This is a genomic window from Paenimyroides ceti (genome assembly GCF_030409925.1).
On record NZ_JAUFQU010000001.1, the window covers coordinates 953683 to 975640 of the forward strand.

Here is a 21958-nt window from a genome sequence, read left to right on the forward strand (position 1 = left end):
TGATCTTATTTCTGATTTTCAATCCATTTTCTTGCATTGACAAAAGCTTCCAGCCATGGAGTAACTTCATCTTGTCTGCCTTCCGGATAATTAGCCCAGTTCCATTGAAAAGTTGAACGTTCAATATGCGGCATTGTTACTAAATGTCTTCCGGTTTTGTCACACATCATAGCGGTATTATATTTAGAGCCATTCGGGTTAGCCGGATAGCCTTCATATGCATACTTGGCAACAATATGGTATTCTTTTTCTGCATTAGGTAAATTGAATTTTCCTTCACCATGAGAAATCCATACTCCAAGAGTACTGCCTGCTAAAGTAGAAAGCATGATAGAATTGTTTTCTTGAATCTTTACAGACACAAAATTAGATTCATGCTTCTGACTTGTGTTATGTAGCATTTTTCCATGAACCTCATGATCAGGATTGATCAGTTCCAATTCCATAAATAATTGGCAACCGTTACAGATTCCAACTGAAAGCGTATCCGGTCGGGAAAAGAAGTTTTCCAATGCTTTTTTTGCTTTTTCGTTGTATAAAAATGCTCCTGCCCAACCTTTTGCAGAACCCAGAACATCAGAATTGGAGAATCCGCCTACTGCTCCAATGAATTGGATATCTTCCAGAGTTTCTCTTCCCGAAATCAAATCCGTCATGTGAACGTCTTTAACATCAAAACCAGCCAGATACATAGCATTGGCCATTTCACGTTCTGAATTGGATCCTTTTTCACGGATGATAGCTGCTTTCGGACGTTTGTTATGGACATTCAATGCAGGTTTTTTTCCGTTGAAATGAGAAGGGAAAACGAAATCTAAAGGTTGATTTTTATAATTGGTATAACGTTCTTGAGCCATTCCGTTTTTAGATTGTTTTGCATCTAAAAGGAAAGAGGTTTTATACCAGATATCTCTTGTTTCAACGATTGGGAAACTAAAATGATCCTCATTATTTTTAATAGTGACATCAGAGCCTTCTGTGATATTTCCTATTTTTACAGCTTCAATTCCTTTTTCTGCAAGTATGTTTTCAAAGGCTGCATCATTTTTTGCCTGTAAAACAACTGCTATATTTTCGTTAAAAAGTGCTTTTACCGTATCGCTTTCTTTTAATCCTGACACATCATAATTGGCTGCAAGATTCACATCAGCAAAACAAAGCTCTAATAGTGTAGTTATGAGTCCCCCTGATCCGATATCATGCCCTGCAGCGATCTCATCAGCCATTATTAACTGTTGAATAGCATTAAAAGCATTTTTAAAATATTCGGCATCTGTAATAGTTGGCACTTCATTTCCTATTTTATTAAGAATTTGTGCAAAAGAAGAACCTCCTAATTTAAAAGAATCTTTAGATAAATTGATATAATAAACAGATCCTGCATTTTTCTTCAATACCGGTTCAACCACTTTATTAATATCAGTACAATTTCCGGCAGCAGAAATAATTACTGTACCCGGAGCAATCACATCCCCATTCGGATATTTCTGTTTCATAGAAAGAGAATCTTTTCCGGTAGGTATATTGATACCAAGGGATATGGCAAAATCTGAACATGCTTTTACAGCTTCATACAAACGGGCATCTTCTCCCTCATTATTACAGGCCCACATCCAGTTGGCTGATAAGGAAACTCCAGTAAGGCCATCTTTTATCGGAGCAAATACAATATTAGACAAGGCTTCTGCAATTGCATTTCGCGATCCTGCAGCAGGATCAATAAGTGCTGCTATTGGAGCATGGCCTACAGTAGTAGCAATACCTTCTGTTGAAGTATAATCTAACGCCATTACTCCAACATTGTTTAATGGCAATTGTAGTGGGCCGGCACACTGCTGTTTCGCTACACGTCCTCCCACACATCGGTCAACTTTATTGGTAAGCCAGTCTTTTGACGCTACTGCTTCTAATTGTAGTACCTGATTCAGATAATCAGGTATAGAAGCAGTAGTATAATGTAAGTCACTATAACTTCTTTTAACTGTTACATCTTTCATGATCGTCTTCGGAGATGATCCGAAGAAATCTTCCAAAGCAAAATCCATAGGTTTCAATCCTGTAGTTTTTGATTCAAAAGTAAAACAGTGATCTGCTGTGACATCACCTACGGTATACATAGGGGAACGCTCACGATCTGCAACTTTCTGTAAAGTAGCAATATCTTTTTCTCCGATTACCAATCCCATACGTTCCTGAGATTCGTTTCCGATTATTTCTTTGGCTGATAGGGTAGGATCTCCTACAGGCAGCTTGTCTAAATCAATTAGTCCGCCTGTTTCTTCTACCAATTCAGATAGACAGTTTAAATGCCCTCCGGCTCCGTGATCGTGAATAGACACAATAGGATTGTGTTCTGATTCCACCAAACCACGTATTGCATTAGCGACTCTTTTCTGCATTTCAGGATTGGAACGCTGAATGGCATTCAATTCAATTCCTGAACGGAATGCACCGGTCTCAGCTGAGGAAACCGCAGCACCACCCATACCGATACGATAATTTTCACCTCCAAGAATTACTACTTTATCCCCTGATGTAGGTGTTTGTTTTTTAGCCTGTTCTAATTTTCCGTATCCGATACCGCCTGCCTGCATGATCACTTTGTCATATCCGATTTTTCGGTCTGATTCTTCATGTTCAAATGTCAGAACCGATCCTGTAATGAGCGGCTGACCGAATTTATTTCCAAAATCCGAAGCACCGTTCGAAGCTTTGATCAGAATATCCATAGGAGTCTGATAAAGCCATTCGCGTTCTTCCATCGCCTTTTCCCATGGACGCTCTTCGTTTAAACGGGAGTAAGATGTCATATAGATAGCAGTACCTGCTAAAGGCAATGACCCCTGACCACCTGCAAGACGATCGCGAATTTCTCCACCTGATCCCGTAGCAGCTCCTGCAAAAGGTTCTACTGTAGTAGGGAAGTTATGGGTCTCTGCTTTTAATGAAATTACAGAATCAAATAAGGTTTCTTGATAGAAGTCTGGTTTATCAGCAGATTTGGGAGCAAATTGAGTAACTTTAGGTCCTTTAACAAAAGCTACATTGTCTTTATAAGCAGAAACGATTCCGTTAGGATGCGTTTCAGATGTTTTTTTGATAAGTTTGAATAAAGAACTTGGTTTTGTTTCTCCATCAATGATAAACGTACCATTAAATATTTTATGGCGACAATGTTCTGAATTGGCTTGTGAGAAAGCAAATACTTCAGAATCAGTTAATTTGCGATTAAGTTTAACAGCTAAATTATTCAGATAGTCAACTTCTTCATCATTTAGGGAAAGTCCTTCCTGTTTATTGTATGCAGCGATATCATCAATTTCCAAAACAGGTTCCGGTTTGATATCAATGGTGTACATTTCTTGTGTTAGCGCCTCATATTTTTGAGAAATCATCGGGTCAAACTCAATAAAATCAGCTGTAACCTTCTCAAATTCTTCTATGCGGATAATGCCTTCAATACCCATATTCTGAGTAATCTCTACTGCATTAGTACTCCATGGTGTTATCATGGCTGCTCTCGGACCAATATAATAATCATTCAGGGTTAGTTGTTCGATTTTTACAGCATTTCCAAAGAGCCAGTTTAATTTTGAAATGTCTTCATTAGATAATTCTGTTTCCGATTGAACCCCATAGGTAAGGTTCGCCTGGTTCACGAAGAAATGGATCATTTTTGTGTATGTGTTAGTTGTGTGTTGTGTTTCAATATGCAAAAATAACGCATTTTTTTCAAATTAAAAATTATTCTTCCGGTTGTGCTACATGTTGATAAGCACCCAGATCCGGAGCGTTGATTCTTGAATTACCCACGATATCTGCAGGAACCTGTTGTGCGTAAATTGTATTTCCAACACCAATCAGCGCTGTTGCCAGGTCTGTAATCATCATTTGATTCTTTGTAGTATTGTAAAAATAAGGTCTGTATTCCTGGTTATTTCGCGCAATCAGACAATTGTTGAAATAAGTAGTATTGTTAAAAGCATACGGAAACTGACCAAAAACGGTATTATTATAATCAATGAATTTGATAAGAGTATTTTCAAATTTGATATTAAAATTGTTGGTTCCATTGCTTTTCATAATCAAAGATTCATTAGTAGAACCATATATGATACAGTTTTGAAATAATGCTTTTTGAATTGCGAATTCTGAAGAGCCATCATAATTGTCAATGGCAACGGTTGTTTGGTTCGGACGATTCCAATAATTAGCAAAAGTAGAATGGATAAAGTGATAACTACCTCCATACGATAAATTCAATGCAGCAGAACCACAGTTGTTTGTTACCACATTCGTCCCTTTGATATTTGCTGCAACTCCTAAAATTCCAAACTCGGCACAATTATAAATCTGTACATTATGCAGATTTACCGTTCCGTTATTTTTATTGATGAATAAACCTCTGTTGGCATTTTTAATCGTAGTATTTTCAAATTGTCCTTTACTCCCTACGGAAAGCCATATCATATCCCATTGTCCTGTGATGTTTTCAAATGATGGCTCCAGACGATCTCCTTGAAATACAATCGGATTATCAAGAGTTCCCATTGAATTAATAGTAGCAGTATTAGAGATGATAAGTCCTGAATCTGCATGAAAATGTACTTGAGTTCCGGGTTGTATCTGTAAGGTCTTATTTGGTGCTACAGCTGCATAGCCATAAATCACATAGGGCTTGTTAGAAGTCCATATTAGTTCATTGCCGTTTACAGGATCATTTTCATCAAGATAAAAACCATACACCTCACTGTCATTGATAGGAAGCGTTTCTGTAGTTCCGTTATCAAATTTTTGCGGATATAGAAAAACGGCATCTTTTACCAAAGTAACCAGTTCAACTTTTTGTTGTTTAGTTCCTGCCTGAAACAGAATCTGATCTGTATACAGATATTCATTTAAATTGGTTTGTTGCTGAATATTTACAGTAGTTTCCACAAAAATATACATGCTGTCTTTGGCAAGCAGTTCGATATTGTTAAATACTTTACCGGGAATTCCGTCAACCATCAGACGGTAATTAGAATTTTCTCCTTTCCCTAATTGTAAAGAAGGGATTTTGATGTCTTTATTGGACGTATTATATACCTTTAGCGTATAGGTGCTGGAACCGATATTACTGAATACCGTATCAAGGTATACTGTGTCTTTGGAAAACCGGAGTTCACTTCCGTTAGAAGGTTCAAATTCGAAATCTTTTCTACAAGATGTAAACAAAATTCCTATGAGAATAATAAAAAACAGACTGATTGGAAATGATTTCATTTTTTACGCGTATGAGTTGATGAAAATACTTTTGTTATAAACGAAAAAATCAGGATAAAATTTTATCTACCCAATGATTTAAGGTATAATTGTTCAATATTTGTTGAGGCACCTTTTCATGTGGATGTTCCAAAAACTTTTTAGGGATGGTAAACACATCGGTGTTTTCAATTACAAAGATATTATTTGGATTGTAAAAATCATATTCTTTGATGTTTATATTATTGGTAATGAGTTTTTTATTTAGGGCAAGTGCATCAAATACTCTAAAACTTAATCCGTCCTGATCTTTTCTCAATAGATCAATAAGAATTTCAGCATCAGCCATCTTTTCTTTTACAGTATTAAGACACAGATTCTTTTTAAAGCACAAAATTTTTCTATGTAATTTTAAATCTTTTTTGGTAACTACAATGAATTCGAAATTGTGAATACCATAGCTTTCCATCTGTAAAGCAATTTTTTGTAAAATAAGCTCTCTTTGTCTGGATTTAGAGATGATTACAAAGGCTTTGTTATTTGGATTTTTATTTTCTTCAAAATCCAGGTAAATAAAATTTGGCAGATGAATAAGATCAGTATGTTCTTTTACATCCTTATCGTCAAAAGAGAAGGTTTTGTTGAAAATATTTTTATAATCTTTTGGCAGTGGAACTCTTTTTAGGGAGTCATAGTTATGACCGATAAGCTTTTGAGTTTTTTCTTTCATAAAATCGAAAACCTGATCATTGAACTCTCCCGGATTGATAACGAGTATAGTATCCTGTAGTGACAGATTTTGAATTTTTTTGATAATTTGTTCTGTTCTGTATTCTTTTTTTATGTTTTTACCACCAATTGTTTTGCGTAAAAAGTTATGAATACGATCCAGAAAAGAAGTGTATTTATAATTGATTTCTATACAATTAATAAACGTTATATCATGTCCTTTTTCAATTAATGCTTTCTCTATATGTTTCCCATATCCCCATAAATCGTGTGAAATAAGCGTAATTTTCATTTCTATTTTTGATATATTTGTTTGTAAAAATAATATTATAAATTTAATTGATGTCGATTTAATGAAAATACTGCACATTTCGGGAGCAAAATCATGGGGAGGTAATGAACAACAATTGCTGAATACGGTGGTAGAGCTGAATAAGCAAGATACCGTAAATTACATTTTCGGAATGAGAGACAGTATTTTGGAACAGAGGTGTAAAGAAATCGGTTTGCATTTTATCGATAGTCAATTAAAAAAAATATCAGATTTCAAAAATGTATCTTTTTTACAGGGGTTGCTGAAAAAACACAATTTTGATGTCGTTCATTTACATACGAGTGATGCTTTGACATTATTTGCGTATTTTTCTTTTTTACATAAAACAACAGCCAAAGTGTTTTTTAGTAAAAAAGGTATCGGAGCAAGCAGCAGTTTTTTGAGCAGGATAAAATATAATCTTTCATCTATTTGCAAGATTATCTGTGTTTCTTCTTTGGTTAAAAAAGATTTTGAAAAAATGATACAACCGAAGAACAGACATAAATTACTGGTTTTACCTGATAATGTCAACAGTGCTATCATACATCAAACAAAACCGTTTTTGCTGAAGGAAAAATACCAGATTGCTGCTGATGAATTTCTGATAGGTTCTATTGCCAATCATACAAAGGCAAAAGATTTGTTTACTATGGTTGATGTTGTGCATGAATTGATTGTAAACCGTGCTAAAACACATATCCGGTGTATTCAGATAGGAGGCTTTACCAAACTAACTCCCGAGATTAGAGCGTATGCAGAAAAGAAAGGAGTGTCTGATGCGATCATTTTTACAGATAGTATTGCCAATGCTTCGGTTTTTTGTGATGAAATGAATGTTTTTCTTGTGACATCAGAAAGAGAAGGTGGTCCCTCGTCTGCTTTGGAGGCAATGCTTTTTAAAGTTCCTGTTGTTTCTACTCAGGTAGGGCTGATGGATGAAATCATTCAGTCCGGTGAAAATGGTTATTTAGCGCCCGTAAAAGGAGTACAGCAACTTGCGGATGGAGTTGAATATTTTATGGAAAATAAAGAAGCAGGGCATTCGTTCGGAGAGAAAAATTATGAAATGATTATACAAGAGTTCAACTCTGAGAAAATTACAGAAGAATTAATAAAAATATATAAATCACTTTGTTAATGAAAACAGCATTATTAATATCGACATATAATTGGCCGGAGGCTTTGGAATTAGTTTTGAACAGTGTGGAAAAACAAAGTGTTTTACCAGATGAAATTCTGATTGCTGATGACGGGTCTGATAACTATACAAAAGAGGTAATCGAAAAATTTGTCATTCGTTCAAAAGTACCTGTACTCCACATATGGCAGGAAGATGAGGGATTCAGAAAAGCGAAGATTTTAAATAAAGCGGTTTCAAGAAGTACGGCTGATTATATTATCCAGATTGACGGTGACGTTATCTTACATCCCTATTTTATTGAAGACCATAAAAATAGGGCAGAAGAAAATTGTTATTTATATGGTTCGCGTGTAAATATACTGCCTCAGGCAGTGGCTCGCATTTTAGGTGGCAAGCTCATCGGTTTTCATTTCTTTTCCAGTGAAATAAAGAATAGAAGCCGTACACTGCACATACCATTTTTTGCAAAGTTTTATAAAAAGCACAAAGGTATATCCCGAAAATACCGTGGCTGTAATACGTCATACTGGAAAAAGGATTTTATGAAAATTAATGGTTATAATGAAGCATTCGAAGGCTGGGGCAGGGAAGATTCTGATTTCGCAATACGTTTGGGCAATGCAGGCGTTTTTGCAAAAAGGCTCAAATTTGCAGGCATTGTATTTCATATTTATCACAAAGTAAGTTCTAAAGGGCATGTAGATAAAAACAATCAGTTACAAGACAATAGTATTCATCAAAAAATGACCCGTTGTGAGCAGGGAGTGCATCAATATTTAAATAATTAAAACAAATATATCCGGCAATGATAATCAGTATCTTTGTCCAAAAGGAACTCTATGAAATTAATAATAGCGCCAAACGCTGCAATTACTGAAGCTCAGGTCAAAAATATAGTTACCCATTTTGATGAAACAGGAACATTACTGGTAAAAGGTAAACGGAATACTATTAAAATATTTCGTTTGGAGGACATTGAAGTCAATGTAAAGAGTTTTAAGAAGCCACACTGGTTCAACAGTATTGTATATGCCTATTTTAGAAAATCTAAAGCGAGACGTTCCTATGAGTATGCTAATTATCTGATCGAAAAGAATATTGGAACTCCCAAGCCACTTGCTTTTGTAGAATACAACTCTTTTTCAGGTTTAGATAAAAGTTATTATTTATGTGAACATATATATGCAGATCTTACATTCAGAGAGTTAGTGGAAATCCCCGATTTTCCAGATCATGAAAACATTCTAAGACAATTTACCCGGTTTTCATTTTCATTACATGAAAATGGAGTAGAGTTTAAAGACCATTCTCCGGGTAACACGCTGATTAAGAAAGTGCCGGATAATGAGAGCTATCGTTTTTTTCTGGTAGATCTGAACAGAATGAATTTTCACGACTTAATGCCGTTTGAACTTCGTATGAAAAATCTTTCACGATTGACTCCTAAAAAGGGAATGGTAGAGATTATGGCTAATGAGTATGCTAAATTTTATAAGGATAAATCCGAAACAGAGATTTTTGAGAAAATGTGGGCGGAAACAGAGCAATTTCAATACAAGTTCCACCGTAAACAGGGCTTAAAGAAAAAGCTTAAATTCTGGAAGAGATAGTGTCGTGTCTTTTTTTAGATTGTTTTTCTATCTCTGCGTAGCGTACATATACACTATAGGACATGAGGTAGCATAGAATAAATCCTTTATAACCATCCAATATTCCCAATCTTAGTAAATATTTACTTAAAAAGGTATAGACAGGGTGGGAGTATTTTAAGAATAAGTTAGGTTTTTCCCCTTTTTCAATTTTTTCGAGAGCTTTTAATGTACCATAACGGTACATTTTCTTTTTATAAGAAGTATAATTTTCATAGGAATAATGTGTCAGATGGTTTTGTAAAACGTTAAAAGTACCTCTGAATTGAATTTTTTCATGTACAAACCCCTGATAATGTACCTGATCATTCTTGTAAAAAAGGCGGATATTTTTATCGCTTTGTAGACCACAGAAAAATACCGGTTTGTTGTTAAAGTAAAACCTGCGTTTAAAATAGTAAGCTTTAGTACGGTCATTGTTATTGACGGTATCAATAATTTCTTCTTTAAGGGCTTCCGAAATTCGCTCATCTGCATCTAAAAACAGGATCCAGTTATCTTCAACATATTCCAGTGCCTTGTTTCTTTGTGCGCTGTAATTTTCAAACTGATTTTCATAGAATCTTATTTGTGGATATTGCTGTACAATTTCTTTACTATTGTCTGTACTGCAAGAATCTACAATAACTATTTCATCGAGAAACGAGAGATTCTCTACAAGAGCCGGAATATTTTTCTCTTCATTACGCGTTATGATCAACCCGATTAATTTATGAGTGAGTGTTTTATTCATTTCTTGTTTCAGAGTTAATGTTTTTATAGTAAAGGGATACTATTTACGTTTATAATGCGTCTAAGAAGACTTTTAGTTTTGGCAGAATCAAATTCGGTGTAAATTTAAGATAATAATCTGCAAATTCACGTTTTAATTCTTTGGTTTTTTTATTGTCAAATAGTTCCGGTTTTTCATCGCTGAGGTGTACAGATGTGTGGTTTTTACCATCTTCGAATGTTGCCCATACCTTTTTCTCAATCCATGGAGAGAAAATGATAAATGATTTTTTTCCAAGCGCTTTTGCCATATTTATTGCTCCTCCGTCATTACCGATAATAGCATCGCATTGATCCATGATGGCAATAAAGTTTCTGAGGTCATTTCCCAACAAATCAAAGTAGATTTTACTTTGTGCTGTTTCAGTACACATATCCCATATCTTCTTTGCATCCGGGAGTTGTTTTGGAAAATAGTTGAATAAAATATTTACATCATAGTTTTCTCCGATATAATTAATCAGTTCAGCCATATATTCGAGCGGATAGGTTTTGGTTATATCGCTCCCCAGAAGGCTTATCATCAGTGTTTTTTTGTTCCGGTTGATACCAAATGAATCAAATAATTCAATTGCATTTGTCTTTTCTGTTGAAGAAAGGTATATTTTTGGGAAAACTTCTTTTTCAATGGATAAGTTTAACGGATCTAAAAGGGATAAACGATGTTCAATAGCCAATCCTAAATTCGTTTGTGGTAAAGCGGCTTTTATAACATTATCTGTATAAAGAAAAGTACGTCCTGTTTTTTTATAGGAAATTTTTCGTTTAGAGTTGTTGAGTCCTACAAGAATCCAGCTTTGCAGTTTGGAATAAGCGTCTATAACCAGATCATATTGTTCTTTTCGGAGTTTTATCGCTAACTTAATCAATTCAAACAGACTTTTCTCCTGTTTTCGAGTAAATAAGATAAGATTACTTATAGCAGGATTTCCCTGTAATACCAAACAGGTACTTTCATTTACAAGATAGTCAATCTGTGCATCAGGATATGCTTTTCTCAGATTTTCGCAGATCAGACTGCTCAATAAAACGTCTCCAATCATTTTTTGCTGGATCACTAAAATTTTCATTGAAAAAAATATCCTTAGTTATGGATACAAACCTATAAAAAAAATACGACTTATTATTTGAAAAAATAAAATTGCTGCCGTTGCGTTTTTACAGATGACCTGATTTGTTGAAAAAAGCATATTCTGAATTCAGAATATGCTTTTAATAGTGTGTTCTATACAGCTACATTATAATCTCTCAATGCATCATTTAGAGATGTTTTTAAGTCTGTTGAGGCTTTTCTTTGACCAATAATAAGGGCACAAGGTACCTGATATTCACCTGCCGGAAATTTTTTTGTATAAGAACCGGGAATTACTACGGAACGTTCCGGAACATACCCTTTAATTTCTACGGGTTTTTCTCCAGATACATCAATGATTTTAGTAGAAGCGGTCAATACTACATTTGCTCCTAAAACAGCTTCTTTACCAACGCGAACTCCTTCAACTACAATACAACGTGAACCGATAAAAGCATTATCTTCTATAATGACTGGAGCTGCCTGTAACGGTTCAAGAACACCGCCAATGCCTACACCTCCGGAAAGGTGTACGTTTTTACCGATTTGTGCACAGCTACCTACCGTTGCCCAGGTATCTACCATCGTCCCTTCGTCTACATAAGCTCCAATGTTTACATAAGAAGGCATAAGGATTACTCCAGATGAGATATAAGCACCATGTCTGGCAACAGCATTGGGTACTACACGGATTCCTTTTGCAGCAAAATCTCTCTTTAAAGGCATCTTATCATGGTATTCAAAAATACCGGCTTCTAAAGTTTCCATTCTTTGAATAGGAAAATAGAGTACAACTGCTTTTTTTACCCATTCATTTATTTGCCAGTCACTTCCGTTTGGTTCTGCTACGCGTAGTTGTCCGGCATCTATTAGATCAATGATTTCTCTGATTGCTTTTTGTGTCTGGGTGTCTTGAAGCAAGCTTCTGTCTTCCCATGCTTTTTCTATAATTGCTTTTAAATCGTTCATTAAAAAGGTTTTTTACAAATATATTAATTATGTTTTGCTTGGATGTGTTTTGAACAAAGGGTTTCATAAAAAAAACCTACCGAATAGGTAGGTTTTTATGTTATTAAGTAAGATAAACTGGTTTTACAAACGTTTATTTAATTTTGTTAACGATAGCTGTGAAAGCTTCAGGGTGGTTTAAAGCTAAATCGGCTAAAACTTTACGGTTTAATTCGATATTGTTTGCTTTAATTTTTCCCATGAATTGAGAATATGACATTCCGTGTAAACGTGCTCCAGCGTTGATACGCATGATCCATAATGAACGGAAGTTTCTTTTCTTTTGTTTTCTGTCACGGTAAGCATAAGACATTGCTTTTTCTACCGCGTTTTTAGCTACTGTCCAAACGTTTTTACGTCTTCCGAAGAAACCTTTGGCTTGCTTCAAAATTCTTTTTCTTCTTGCTCTTGAAGCAACTGAATTTACTGATTTTGGCATAATTGTTGAATTTTTGTAGTAGGGCGAATGCGAGGCATTACTTGTGATTTAAATTTTTTATCAGCCCACTCCAGGGTTATTAAATTGTTTTAACCGAAAGAACGATTACATTAATCTTAATTGTTCTTTAACGCTTCTCTCATCTGCTTTATGTACTAAAGTAGAGTGAGTTAAAGCTAACTTACGCTTTTTCGTTTTTTTCGTCAAAATGTGACTTTTAAAAGCGTGTTTTCTTTTAATTTTTCCAGAGCCAGTCACTTGAAAGCGTTTCTTAGCACTAGATTTTGTTTTCATTTTAGGCATTTGTTCCTAGGTATTTATGTTATCTTACTTAACAATATTATTTACTATTTTTTCTTTTTCGGAGCTATATACATGGTCATTCTTTTACCTTCCAGTACAGGCATGGATTCTACTTTTCCGTATTCTTCCAGGTCTTGTGCCAAACGTAAAAGCAAAATTTGTCCTTGCTCTTTATAAATAATCGAGCGGCCTTTAAAAAATACAAATGCTTTCAATTTTGAACCATCAGACAAAAACTTTACAGCATTTTTCTTTTTGAATTCGTAATCGTGTTCATCAGTTTGCGGGCCGAAGCGAATTTCTTTAACAGTTACCTGAGTTGATTTCGATTTTAATTCTTTTTCACGCTTTTTTTGCTCGTAAAGGAATTTCTTATAGTCGATAATCTTACAAACAGGCGGTTCTGCATTCGGTGAAATTTCAACCAAATCTAAACCTAACTCATCAGCCATTTGAAGTGCCTGAGCAAGTTTATATACTCCAGTTTCTACATTATCGCCTACAAGACGTACTTCTGGAACTCGAATTGCATTATTAATTTTGTGCAAATCTTTTTTTTCAACCCGAGGTGTATATCCTCTTCTTTTATTATTTAATGCTATGGTGTTAAAGTATTATGCTTGTTTCCAAGCGGTTAAACTAAAATGACTTTATTGTTTTGTTAATCTCTTCCTGGATAACGGTAACAAAATCTTCTATTTTCATAGTTGTATTTGATTTTCCCGAGTCACCATGTTTTCGTACAGAAACAGTTCCGTTTTTCTCCTCATCTTCTCCAATGATCAGCATAAACGGGTATTTTTGAACTTCTGCCTCTCTGATTTTTTTACCAATCGTCTCATTTCGATTGTCAATCACAGCGCGAATTTCGTTATTTTCCAGCAAAGTTAAAACTTTTTTTGCATAATTTTCATATTTCTCACTCAAAGACAATACAATAGCTTGTTCCGGCATCAGCCAAAGCGGGAAATTACCACCTGTATGTTCCAGTAAAATAGCGATAAAACGCTCCATGGAACCAAATGGTGCTCTGTGGATCATAACCGGACGGTGCAATTTATCGTCAGAACCTTTGTAAGTCAAATCAAATCGTTCCGGTAAGTTATAATCTACCTGTATAGTTCCCAGCTGCCAGCTTCTTCCCAAGGCATCTTTTACCATAAAGTCTAACTTAGGTCCGTAAAAAGCAGCTTCTCCGCTCTCAATTACATAGTTAAGACCTTTGTCTTTTGCTGCACTGATGATAGCATTCTCTGCTTTTTCCCAGTTTTCAACAGAGCCAATGTATTTATCCGGATTGTTTAAATCTCTTACAGATACCTGTGCGGTGAAGTTTTCGAATCCTAAAGAACCAAAAACATATAGTACCAAATCGATTACTTTTTTGAATTCCTCATCTAATTGCTCCGGTGTACAGAATATATGTGCATCATCCTGTGTAAATCCGCGAACGCGTGTTAACCCGTGTAATTCACCTGATTGTTCATAGCGGTAAACAGTACCGAATTCTGCGTAACGTTTTGGTAAATCTTTATAAGACCACGGACGTGCATTATATATCTCACAATGGTGAGGGCAGTTCATAGGTTTTAAAAGAAATTCCTCTCCTTCAACCGGTGTATGTATCGGTTGAAAGCTATCAGCACCATATTTTGCATAGTGGCCGGAAGTAACATATAATTCTTTATGCCCAATATGAGGTGTTACTACTTGTTCATATCCCGCCTTTTTCTGCGCTTTTCTTAAAAATTGTTCCAAACGGTCGCGCAATGCAGCTCCTTTTGGTAACCACAAAGGCAATCCCTGACCTACACGTTGTGAAAAATGGAAGAGATCAAGCTCTTTTCCCAATTTTCTGTGATCGCGTTTTTTAGCTTCTTCCAAAAGAGCCAGATATTCTGTAAGATCTTTCTGTTTTGGGAAAGAAATACCGTAAACGCGTGTCAGTTGTTTGTTTTTTTCATCTCCGCGCCAATAAGCTCCGGCTATGTTTAATATTTTCATTGCTTTAATGATTCCTGTATTAGGAATATGTCCTCCGCGGCACAAATCAGTGAAAGTAGCATGGTCACAAAAAGTGATGGTACCGTCTTCTAAATTTTCAATCAGCTCTGTTTTGTACGGATTGTTTTTATATAAAGCCAATGCTTCCGCTTTTGTAGCTGAACGCATTTTGAAATCATGTTTTTCTTTGGAAATTGCCAGAACACGGTCTTCAATTTCTTTAAAATCAGCATCACTGATTTTGCGGTCTCCGAAATCTACATCATAGTAAAATCCATTGTCTATAGCAGGACCAATCGTTAAATTAATTCCCGGATATAACTCTTCCAAAGCTTGTGCCATAACGTGAGAGGTTGAATGCCAGAATGCTTTTTTTCCTTCCGCATCATTCCACGTGTATAATACCAAGCTTCCATCGGTTGTCAAAGGTGTCGTCGTTTCAATGGTAGTACCATTAAAACTTGCTGAAATTACATTTCTCGCTAAACCTTCGCTTATACTTAAAGCGACATCGTGTGGAGTTGCTCCTGAAGCAAACTCTTTTACGGAACCGTCTGGTAGAGTTATTTTTATCATCTTAAAAATTAAAATATGTTTGCAAATATAGAAGTTTCACATTTCAGGAGCAAAAATTGTTCTGGCTTTTATATGTTTTTTAATAGATTTTACGTTATTTCGTCATAAATATTATTTACCTTGAATTTTAAAGTAGTTCCATACCAATCATCTTACCATTCTTTATGGAATGAATTTGTTGCAAAAGCTAAAAATGCTACTTTTTTATTTCACCGTGATTTTATGGAATATCATAATGATCGGTTTGATGATTTTTCTTTGATGGTATATAAAGAGGAAGTGCTGATTGCTGTTTTGCCTGCAAACAAAAATGAAGTTGGTGTTTATTCGCATCAGGGACTTACATATGGTGGCATTGTGGTTAAAAATGGTATTCGAATGCCAGATTTTACAGCTGCTTTCAGAGCCATTCTTATTTATCTTAATTCATTTGGTATTCAGGAGCTTGTGATAAAAGAAATACCTTTATTTTATACGGAGCAGTTTTCGGATGAAATGAAATATCTTGCTTTTATAATGAAGGCAGAAGTTATCCGGAAAGATATATGTTCAGTGATCAGACTCGACAGGCCTTTTACTGTGTCTAAATCTGTAAAGAGAGATGTAAATAATGCTCAGAGAAGAGGGTTGGAGATTGAAAGGGAAGGAGATGTGGACGTTTTTTGGGAAAATATTCTGGAACCCAATCTGATGAGTAAGTTCGGAAAGAAACCTGTGCATTCTGTGGAAGAAATACAACTTTTAAAAAAACGGTTCCCAAATAATATTTTTCAGTTTAATGTGCTCGAAGATCAAAAAGTAATTGCAGGAACTACTGTTTTTGTAACAAATCGGGTAGTTCATGCTCAGTACATCAGTATTGATCATGAAGTGGAAAAAACCGGAGTACTTGATTTTCTTTATTCGGCTCTTATGGAAGAATATTCAGATGATAAAGAATACTTTGATTTTGGAATTTCAAATGAAAACGAAGGGCGTAACATCAATCAGGGATTGTTGTTTTGGAAAGAAAAATTCGGAGCACAAATTGTTGTTCAGGAATTTATTAAGTTTGATTGTAATAATTATCCTCTCTTAGATACTATTTTTATATGATTCCCTACTTAGATCTTCATAAGATAAATGATCCTTATCAGGAACCATTTCTCAACAGACTTGAAGGCTTTTTCAAAAAGTCTCGTTATATACTCGGTGAAGAACTCAGTTCTTTTGAAAAGAAATTTGCTGCATATTGCGGTGTAAATCATTGCTTGGGGGTAGGAAACGGGCTTGAAGCGCTTACACTAATATTTAATGCGTATAAAATTCTTGGTAAACTCAAAGATGGAGATGAAGTTCTTGTACCGGCTAATACGTATATTGCCAGTATTTTATCGATTATTAATGCGGGACTGAAACCGGTTTTGGTGGAAACTAATTTCAGTAATTATAATCTCACATTTGATGCTGTTCAGGGAGCCATGACACAATCTGTAAAAGCGATTCTGATGGTGCATCTTTATGGGCAGGTAACAGATGCAGAGCGTATCGTTAATTTCGCAAAAGAATATGGTCTTTTACTTATCGAAGATGCAGCTCAGGCGCATGGAGCTGTTTTTGGAAACAAAAAAGCAGGAGCGATTGGCAATGCTGCCGGATTTAGTTTTTATCCTGGTAAAAATTTAGGTTGTCTGGGTGATGGCGGAGCGGTTACAACGGATGATCATGATTTGGCAAATTGTATTTCTGCGCTGAGAAATTATGGATCAGAAATGAAATATCACAATATTTACAAAGGAATCAACTCCCGGTTAGATGATATTCAGGCTATATTTCTCTCTTTAAAACTTCCGGATCTTGATTTTGATAATGAAAAAAGAAGGGGTATTGCCAAGAAGTACCTTAAAGAAATTATAAACCCAAAAGTGATGCTTCCTGCATATGATGGTACTGAAAATCATGTATTTCATTTATTTGTGGTTCGTACGGAAGATCGGGAAGCTTTTCAGTTGTTTTTGCTCGAAAGGGGCATTCAGACATTGGTTCATTATCCTATAGCACCACATAAGCAACAAGCCTTTTCAGAATATGCTTCTTTAGAACTCCCGGTTACCGAATTGATTCATGAGCAGGTCGTGAGCTTACCGCTATATCCGATGATGACCAACGAACAGATTGAAAAAGTCATAGCTGTAGTGAATGAATATTGATTTTTATGGATGTTTTTATAAAATCATTTAACCGCCCTTTTTTACTTGACAGATGTATTGCAAGTATTTATCACTATGCTGTCAACTTTAGCCGTATTGTGGTTATGGATGACGGAACTCCGCAAATCTATGTTGAGAAGCTTAAAAATAAATATCCTGATATATGTTTTGAATTTTCAGTAAATTATGCTGAAAAATCTGCTGATATTCTGGCAGGCAGATATCCAAAAAAAGAAATACCTGCTTCTCTCTGGAAAGGCTGTATTGAAAAAGGAACTCCTTACTTTGTTTTGTTGGAAGATGATATGTGGTTTACAGATTTTATTGATCTGAAAATAGTACATCAAAATCTTTCTGATGAACATATGTCGATGGTGAAATTTATGTGGCTTAATAATAAAAAGCTTATTTCACCGTTTGTTGTTCAACAGGAATCCTCTTTTCTGATCACGGCACCCAAACTCACTACTTATAAAGCGGTACATTTTAAAAGGTTTTTTATTGAAAACAAGTATAAAGTATACTCCATAGCAAAACGTTTGGGGATTAACTGTGATGATTTGCTATTGGCTTATTACCAGATATACATCGTTGCAGGGGGAGCGTTTTCAAAAGACTATTATAATGCGTGTTGGAATCAAAAACAAAAAACGGTTAATGAACTCTCTCAGATACATCAATTACTGAAAGCACGTAAAAAAATAGAGTTGAAGGTAGGACATTCGTTCAAAGAAATCATAAAAGCGTCTTATAAAACAACAGCTTCTTCACAGAATAAAGAACATTTGAAAGATGAATTTGATGTGTATCAACTCAATGCGTTATTAAATAAAGCATGGTATGCGGATGAAATGTATGAATTAAAAGACTTTCAGAATGATATACCGGATGCATGGATTGAAAAAGTTTTGCTGCATTATACTTCAGATCAGCATTTATATTTTTTGTGGAAAGAATGGTATAAAAAATTTAAACAAACCTATGAAGAAATTGGTTGCAGTATAATAAATGATAAATAACAAATCCCATAACATATTATTCAAATCCATGAGCCTGTTTGGTACCACTCAGGTATTGCGCATGATTTGTAAGGTGGTTGCTGTGAAATGCGCTTCTGTGTTTTTGGGACCTGTGGGTATTGGAATTATCGGACTTATAGAGAATACATTAGGTCTTATAACACAAGGCTCTTCTTTTGGGATGTCAGTAATAGGTACAAAAGCCATTGCGCAGCATAAAGAAGATGCTTCTAAAACGGCTCAAATTGCAAAGCTACAGCTCATCTGGATGATGGCAGCTGGTATTTTGGCTGCTCTTATAAGTATTGTATTTGCAGAAAAACTCAGCATGTTAACCTTTGGAGATTATTCTTATACGAAGTACTTCAGATTGCTTTCTCTTTATTTTATCTTCCATGCAATAGTAAATGCTGCTACAGTAATCATGCAAGGATTGAATGAAATAAAAAAACTTATAAACTATCAGTTGATGAGTTTAGGGTTTATTACACTCAGTACGATAAGTTGTTACTATTTTTTAGGTATTGAAGGTATTGTTCCGTCTTTTTTATTGAGCTCGTTTATTTCGCTTGTTGTTCATCTGTCCTTTCTTAGAAAGTTAGGATTGACCAATGTGAAATTATCTAAAGCACAGATAAGTGATTATGGAAAAAAACTCATTTCTTCTGGAATCTTGTTAGCGTTAAACGGAGTATTTGGACTGGTATGTTTCTATATCTTACGACAGTATCTGTTGTATACAAGTGATGACAAAGCCATTTTAGGCTACTATGAAACAGCAAATATTTATCTGCTGTCTTATTTCGGAGTCATTTTTACTTCACTGGCAGCTGATTTTTTTCCGAGACTTTCTTCAAAGATGGCTGTTTCGGAAGATGTGAATGAATTGGTAAATGCTCAGATACAGTTGGGATTGCTTGTGGCAACTCCTTTGGTTTTGATCATGTATTGTATGGCTCCCTATATCATTATTTTATTATCTTCAGAAGCTTTTTTACCGGTTCAGGATATTCTTCTTTTTGGTTTATTATCCATTATCTGTAAAACAATAAATTATCCTATGGGATATATGGTATTGGGTAAAGGAGATACACGGCATTATTTTATACAAAATATTGTAAGTGATTCTTTGATTTTAGGGTTTACCTATTTTTTATTTAAAGAGTTTCAACTTATAGGTATTGGCATGGCTGTATTTTTACAATACATGTTTTTTTCTTTTTATATTTATTACTTTGTAAAAAAGAAGTATGGTTTTGTATTGGATAAGGCATCAAAAACGATAATAGTAATCAGCGTTTTATTTACTTCTTCAGTTGTTATCTGCCAGTTTACTGAGAATGCAGTATCAAAAGTTTTGCAGTATATTGTTGCTGCTATGGGAATTATTTATTGCCTGTATAGGCTGATAAAAGTGACAAATGTTTTACATTGGATAAAAAAATCAAAAGGTGAGTAAATTATATTCAAAGATCAACTCAAAAATACGTTTTATTTTATCAGTCAATTGGTACAAGACGCTTTATATCAATTTTAAAAAATTACCCTTTAAAGAGGCTTTAAAATTACCTGTAATCGTATTTGGACGTTTGAAAATAACCAGTCTGGAAGGCAACTTTATCTTTAAGACACCTGTTCGATTCGGACTTGTCGGTTTAGGGCAGAAATACGAAATATTCACCAAAAGTAAAGGTACTGCCGAATTACATTTGTTAGGAGATCTGGAATTTCATGGACGTGTACAATTGGGAATTGATTTTAAGTTATTTGTACACCGGCAGGCAAAAGTGATTTTCGGAAATATCAATTCATTTGCTACGGATACAAGAATTATTGCTTATAAAAAAATACGATTTGGAAATTTTGTTCAGTTCGGATCAGAATGCCAGATCATAGATACTAATTTTCATTATATAAAAAATATAGACACTAATGAAGTGTATGATAGAGAGAGTGATATAGTGGTGGGAAATTATAATTTTATTGGAGCCCGTAGTACTTTATCCGGAAAAACGATAACCCCTGATTATTGTATGGTAGCATCTCACTCGTTGTGTAATAAAAATTATTGTAAATTTGGCAGTCATATTATTATCGGAGGTATTCCGGCAAAATTACTTAAAGAACACGTTACCAGAGACTGGCATACGGAAGAAAAAGAATTGGTAACCTATTTAACCCTTACATTTTAATGAGAAGTAAATTAATCGATTTACCTAAAATAGAAGATCCACGCGGAAACTTATCTGTTATTGAAAAGGAGGTTATTCCTTTTAGTGTCAAAAGAGTTTATTTTCTGTATGATGTTCCCAGTGGTGCTGAAAGAGGAGGACATTCACACAAAATTCAGGAAGAATTTATTATTCCGGTATCGGGTAGTTTTGACGTTATTCTCAATGAAAATGGAAAAGAAGAAGTGTTTTCATTGAATAAGCCCAACCGCGGATTATATGTTGCCAATAATACCTGGAGAGAATTAAGAAATTTTTCATCAGGAGCTGTTTGCCTGGTTGTTTCTTCCGGAGAATTTGATGAAAATGATTATATCCGGGATTTTGACTTGTTTAAAAAGAGCTTATAGTGATTCAAGCATTCCAGATTTTGTAATGACATTTTAATTTTAGCAGCGCATACTGAAAAGCAATACCCCATTTGTATGCGTGTAAACTTCTATCAAGTGAATAATTGACTCGTTTCAAAAGATTTTTATGTTCTTCTGAGTTTCTGTTCATCTGCAATGCTTTTTTTAAAATTAAAAGGTTTGAATGGTCCATTTTATCGGAAAAAGAGGATTTGATATGAAATTGTGAGCCTTGAGAATTAATAACTCTTCTTTTGCAAATCAGAGGACGGTCAATAAAGACTATATTATACGCTCTTGAAGCCCGTAGCCAGTAATCCAAATCTTCAAAAGCAAGATTCTCGTCATAGCCGCCCAGTATATCAAAAATTTGTCGATTCAGCATGGCACTAACAGAACAAAAAGTTTTTCCGGAATTAAGAATAGTTGTATAGCTTGTGTGATGTAAAACCTTATCTTTTACAAATTTATTTTCATCTACTTCAAAGAAATAAGAGAGAAAATTTCCTTCTTCATTTATATTGAGAGCATTTCCAAAAACAATGGCTGTTTCTGAAATATCATTTTCATTATAAGTTTGAATTTGTCTTTCAACACAGTCGGGAAGCAATACATCGTCACAGGCAAGGTCAATCAAAAAACTTCCTTTTGCATATGTAACTGCTTTATTAAACGTTTTAGTAAGCCCTAAGTTGGTGGTGTTTTTTATAAAATTAATAGAAACCGATTTCTCTAAAAGATATTTTTCAATTACATTTACAGACATATCAGTACTAAAATCATCGATAAGTATGATTTCAATATTTTTATAGGTCTGATTAAGAACAGAGTCAATTGTTTTAATGACAAAAGCTTCATGATTATAGCAAAGACAGATAACGGTAACCAATGGATCTGATTCCATATAGAAAATATTT

The 21958-nt window shown here is 34.7% G+C and carries 20 protein-coding genes; 9 read left to right on the forward strand and 11 right to left on the reverse strand.

Going from position 1 to position 21958, the window contains the following annotated elements; genetic code table 11:
* Positions 1–5: 5 nt before the first annotated feature.
* From purL to QW060_RS04555, 3 genes are all read right to left on the reverse strand, one after another.
* Complete coding sequence (purL, locus tag QW060_RS04545) at positions 6–3674, reverse strand: phosphoribosylformylglycinamidine synthase (protein WP_290362466.1); 3669 nt, start codon at positions 3672–3674, stop codon at positions 6–8.
* A gap of 70 nt (positions 3675–3744) precedes the next feature.
* Positions 3745–5265 (reverse strand): hypothetical protein, encoded by a 1521-nt coding sequence (locus QW060_RS04550; protein ID WP_290362467.1) that lies wholly within the window; start codon positions 5263–5265, stop codon positions 3745–3747.
* 49 nt (positions 5266–5314) lie between these two features.
* The gene (locus QW060_RS04555; RefSeq protein ID WP_290362468.1) at positions 5315–6265 is read right to left on the reverse strand and encodes a hypothetical protein; all 951 of its coding nucleotides are present in this window, start codon (positions 6263–6265) and stop codon (positions 5315–5317) included.
* A 61-nt stretch (positions 6266–6326) separates the two neighbouring features.
* Between QW060_RS04555 and QW060_RS04560 the strand changes: the two genes are divergently transcribed.
* Genes QW060_RS04560 through QW060_RS04570 form a run of 3 tightly spaced genes read left to right on the forward strand, consistent with a single transcriptional unit; the run spans position 6327 to position 9040 of the window.
* A complete protein-coding gene (locus tag QW060_RS04560; protein WP_290362469.1) occupies positions 6327–7427 on the forward strand; it encodes a glycosyltransferase family 4 protein in 1101 nt (366 codons plus the stop codon).
* The gene (locus QW060_RS04565; protein WP_290362470.1) at positions 7427–8218 is read left to right on the forward strand and encodes a glycosyltransferase family 2 protein; all 792 of its coding nucleotides are present in this window, start codon (positions 7427–7429) and stop codon (positions 8216–8218) included. Before QW060_RS04560 ends, QW060_RS04565 begins: the two co-directional genes overlap by 1 nt.
* Positions 8219–8269: 51 nt before the next feature.
* Positions 8270–9040, forward strand: a complete 771-nt coding sequence (locus tag QW060_RS04570) for a Kdo domain containing protein (RefSeq protein WP_290362471.1) — start codon at positions 8270–8272, stop codon at positions 9038–9040.
* Here the strand turns inward: QW060_RS04570 and QW060_RS04575 are convergent.
* From QW060_RS04575 to thrS, 7 genes are all read right to left on the reverse strand, one after another.
* A complete protein-coding gene (locus QW060_RS04575) occupies positions 9021–9812 on the reverse strand; it encodes a glycosyltransferase family 2 protein (RefSeq protein WP_290362472.1) in 792 nt (263 codons plus the stop codon). The two genes, QW060_RS04570 and QW060_RS04575, sit on opposite strands and share 20 nt — an antisense overlap.
* 49 nt (positions 9813–9861) lie before the next feature.
* Positions 9862–10893, reverse strand: a complete 1032-nt coding sequence (locus QW060_RS04580; protein WP_290362473.1) for a glycosyltransferase family 9 protein — start codon at positions 10891–10893, stop codon at positions 9862–9864.
* Positions 10894–11075: 182 nt separating this feature from the next.
* On the reverse strand, positions 11076–11891 hold the full coding sequence (locus QW060_RS04585) for a 2,3,4,5-tetrahydropyridine-2,6-dicarboxylate N-succinyltransferase (RefSeq protein ID WP_290362474.1): 816 nt from the start codon (positions 11889–11891) through the stop codon (positions 11076–11078).
* 133 nt (positions 11892–12024) lie between these two features.
* Entirely contained in the window at positions 12025–12369 is a 345-nt protein-coding gene (gene rplT, locus QW060_RS04590) for a 50S ribosomal protein L20 (protein WP_290362475.1), read from the reverse strand.
* A gap of 105 nt (positions 12370–12474) precedes the next feature.
* Complete coding sequence (rpmI, locus tag QW060_RS04595; protein WP_290362476.1) at positions 12475–12672, reverse strand: 50S ribosomal protein L35; 198 nt, start codon at positions 12670–12672, stop codon at positions 12475–12477.
* Positions 12673–12716: 44 nt separating this feature from the next.
* A complete protein-coding gene (gene infC, locus QW060_RS04600; RefSeq protein ID WP_290362477.1) occupies positions 12717–13220 on the reverse strand; it encodes a translation initiation factor IF-3 in 504 nt (167 codons plus the stop codon).
* A 91-nt stretch (positions 13221–13311) separates the two neighbouring features.
* Complete coding sequence (thrS, locus tag QW060_RS04605) at positions 13312–15252, reverse strand: threonine--tRNA ligase (protein ID WP_290362478.1); 1941 nt, start codon at positions 15250–15252, stop codon at positions 13312–13314.
* 120 nt (positions 15253–15372) lie between these two features.
* Between thrS and QW060_RS04610 the strand changes: the two genes are divergently transcribed.
* Genes QW060_RS04610 through QW060_RS04635 form a run of 6 tightly spaced genes read left to right on the forward strand, consistent with a single transcriptional unit; the run spans position 15373 to position 21041 of the window.
* On the forward strand, positions 15373–16347 hold the full coding sequence (locus QW060_RS04610) for a GNAT family N-acetyltransferase (protein WP_290362479.1): 975 nt from the start codon (positions 15373–15375) through the stop codon (positions 16345–16347).
* A complete protein-coding gene (locus tag QW060_RS04615; RefSeq protein ID WP_290362480.1) occupies positions 16344–17441 on the forward strand; it encodes a DegT/DnrJ/EryC1/StrS family aminotransferase in 1098 nt (365 codons plus the stop codon). Before QW060_RS04610 ends, QW060_RS04615 begins: the two co-directional genes overlap by 4 nt.
* A 5-nt stretch (positions 17442–17446) precedes the next feature.
* Positions 17447–18460 carry a glycosyltransferase family 2 protein gene (locus QW060_RS04620; RefSeq protein ID WP_290362481.1) on the forward strand — a complete coding sequence of 338 codons (1014 nt, stop codon included), beginning with the start codon at positions 17447–17449 and terminating at the stop codon, positions 18458–18460.
* Complete coding sequence (locus QW060_RS04625; RefSeq protein WP_290362482.1) at positions 18450–19919, forward strand: oligosaccharide flippase family protein; 1470 nt, start codon at positions 18450–18452, stop codon at positions 19917–19919. The genes QW060_RS04620 and QW060_RS04625 overlap by 11 nt, the downstream gene beginning before the upstream one ends.
* On the forward strand, positions 19912–20652 hold the full coding sequence (locus QW060_RS04630; protein WP_290362483.1) for an LbetaH domain-containing protein: 741 nt from the start codon (positions 19912–19914) through the stop codon (positions 20650–20652). The genes QW060_RS04625 and QW060_RS04630 overlap by 8 nt, the downstream gene beginning before the upstream one ends.
* Positions 20652–21041 carry a sugar 3,4-ketoisomerase gene (locus QW060_RS04635; protein ID WP_290362484.1) on the forward strand — a complete coding sequence of 130 codons (390 nt, stop codon included), beginning with the start codon at positions 20652–20654 and terminating at the stop codon, positions 21039–21041. Before QW060_RS04630 ends, QW060_RS04635 begins: the two co-directional genes overlap by 1 nt.
* Positions 21042–21045: 4 nt before the next feature.
* Here QW060_RS04635 and QW060_RS04640 read toward each other — a convergent pair whose 3' ends face one another.
* Positions 21046–21945: a glycosyltransferase family 2 protein gene (locus tag QW060_RS04640; RefSeq protein ID WP_290362485.1), complete on the reverse strand. Its 900-nt coding sequence runs from the start codon at positions 21943–21945 to the stop codon at positions 21046–21048.
* Positions 21946–21958 lie beyond the last annotated feature (13 nt).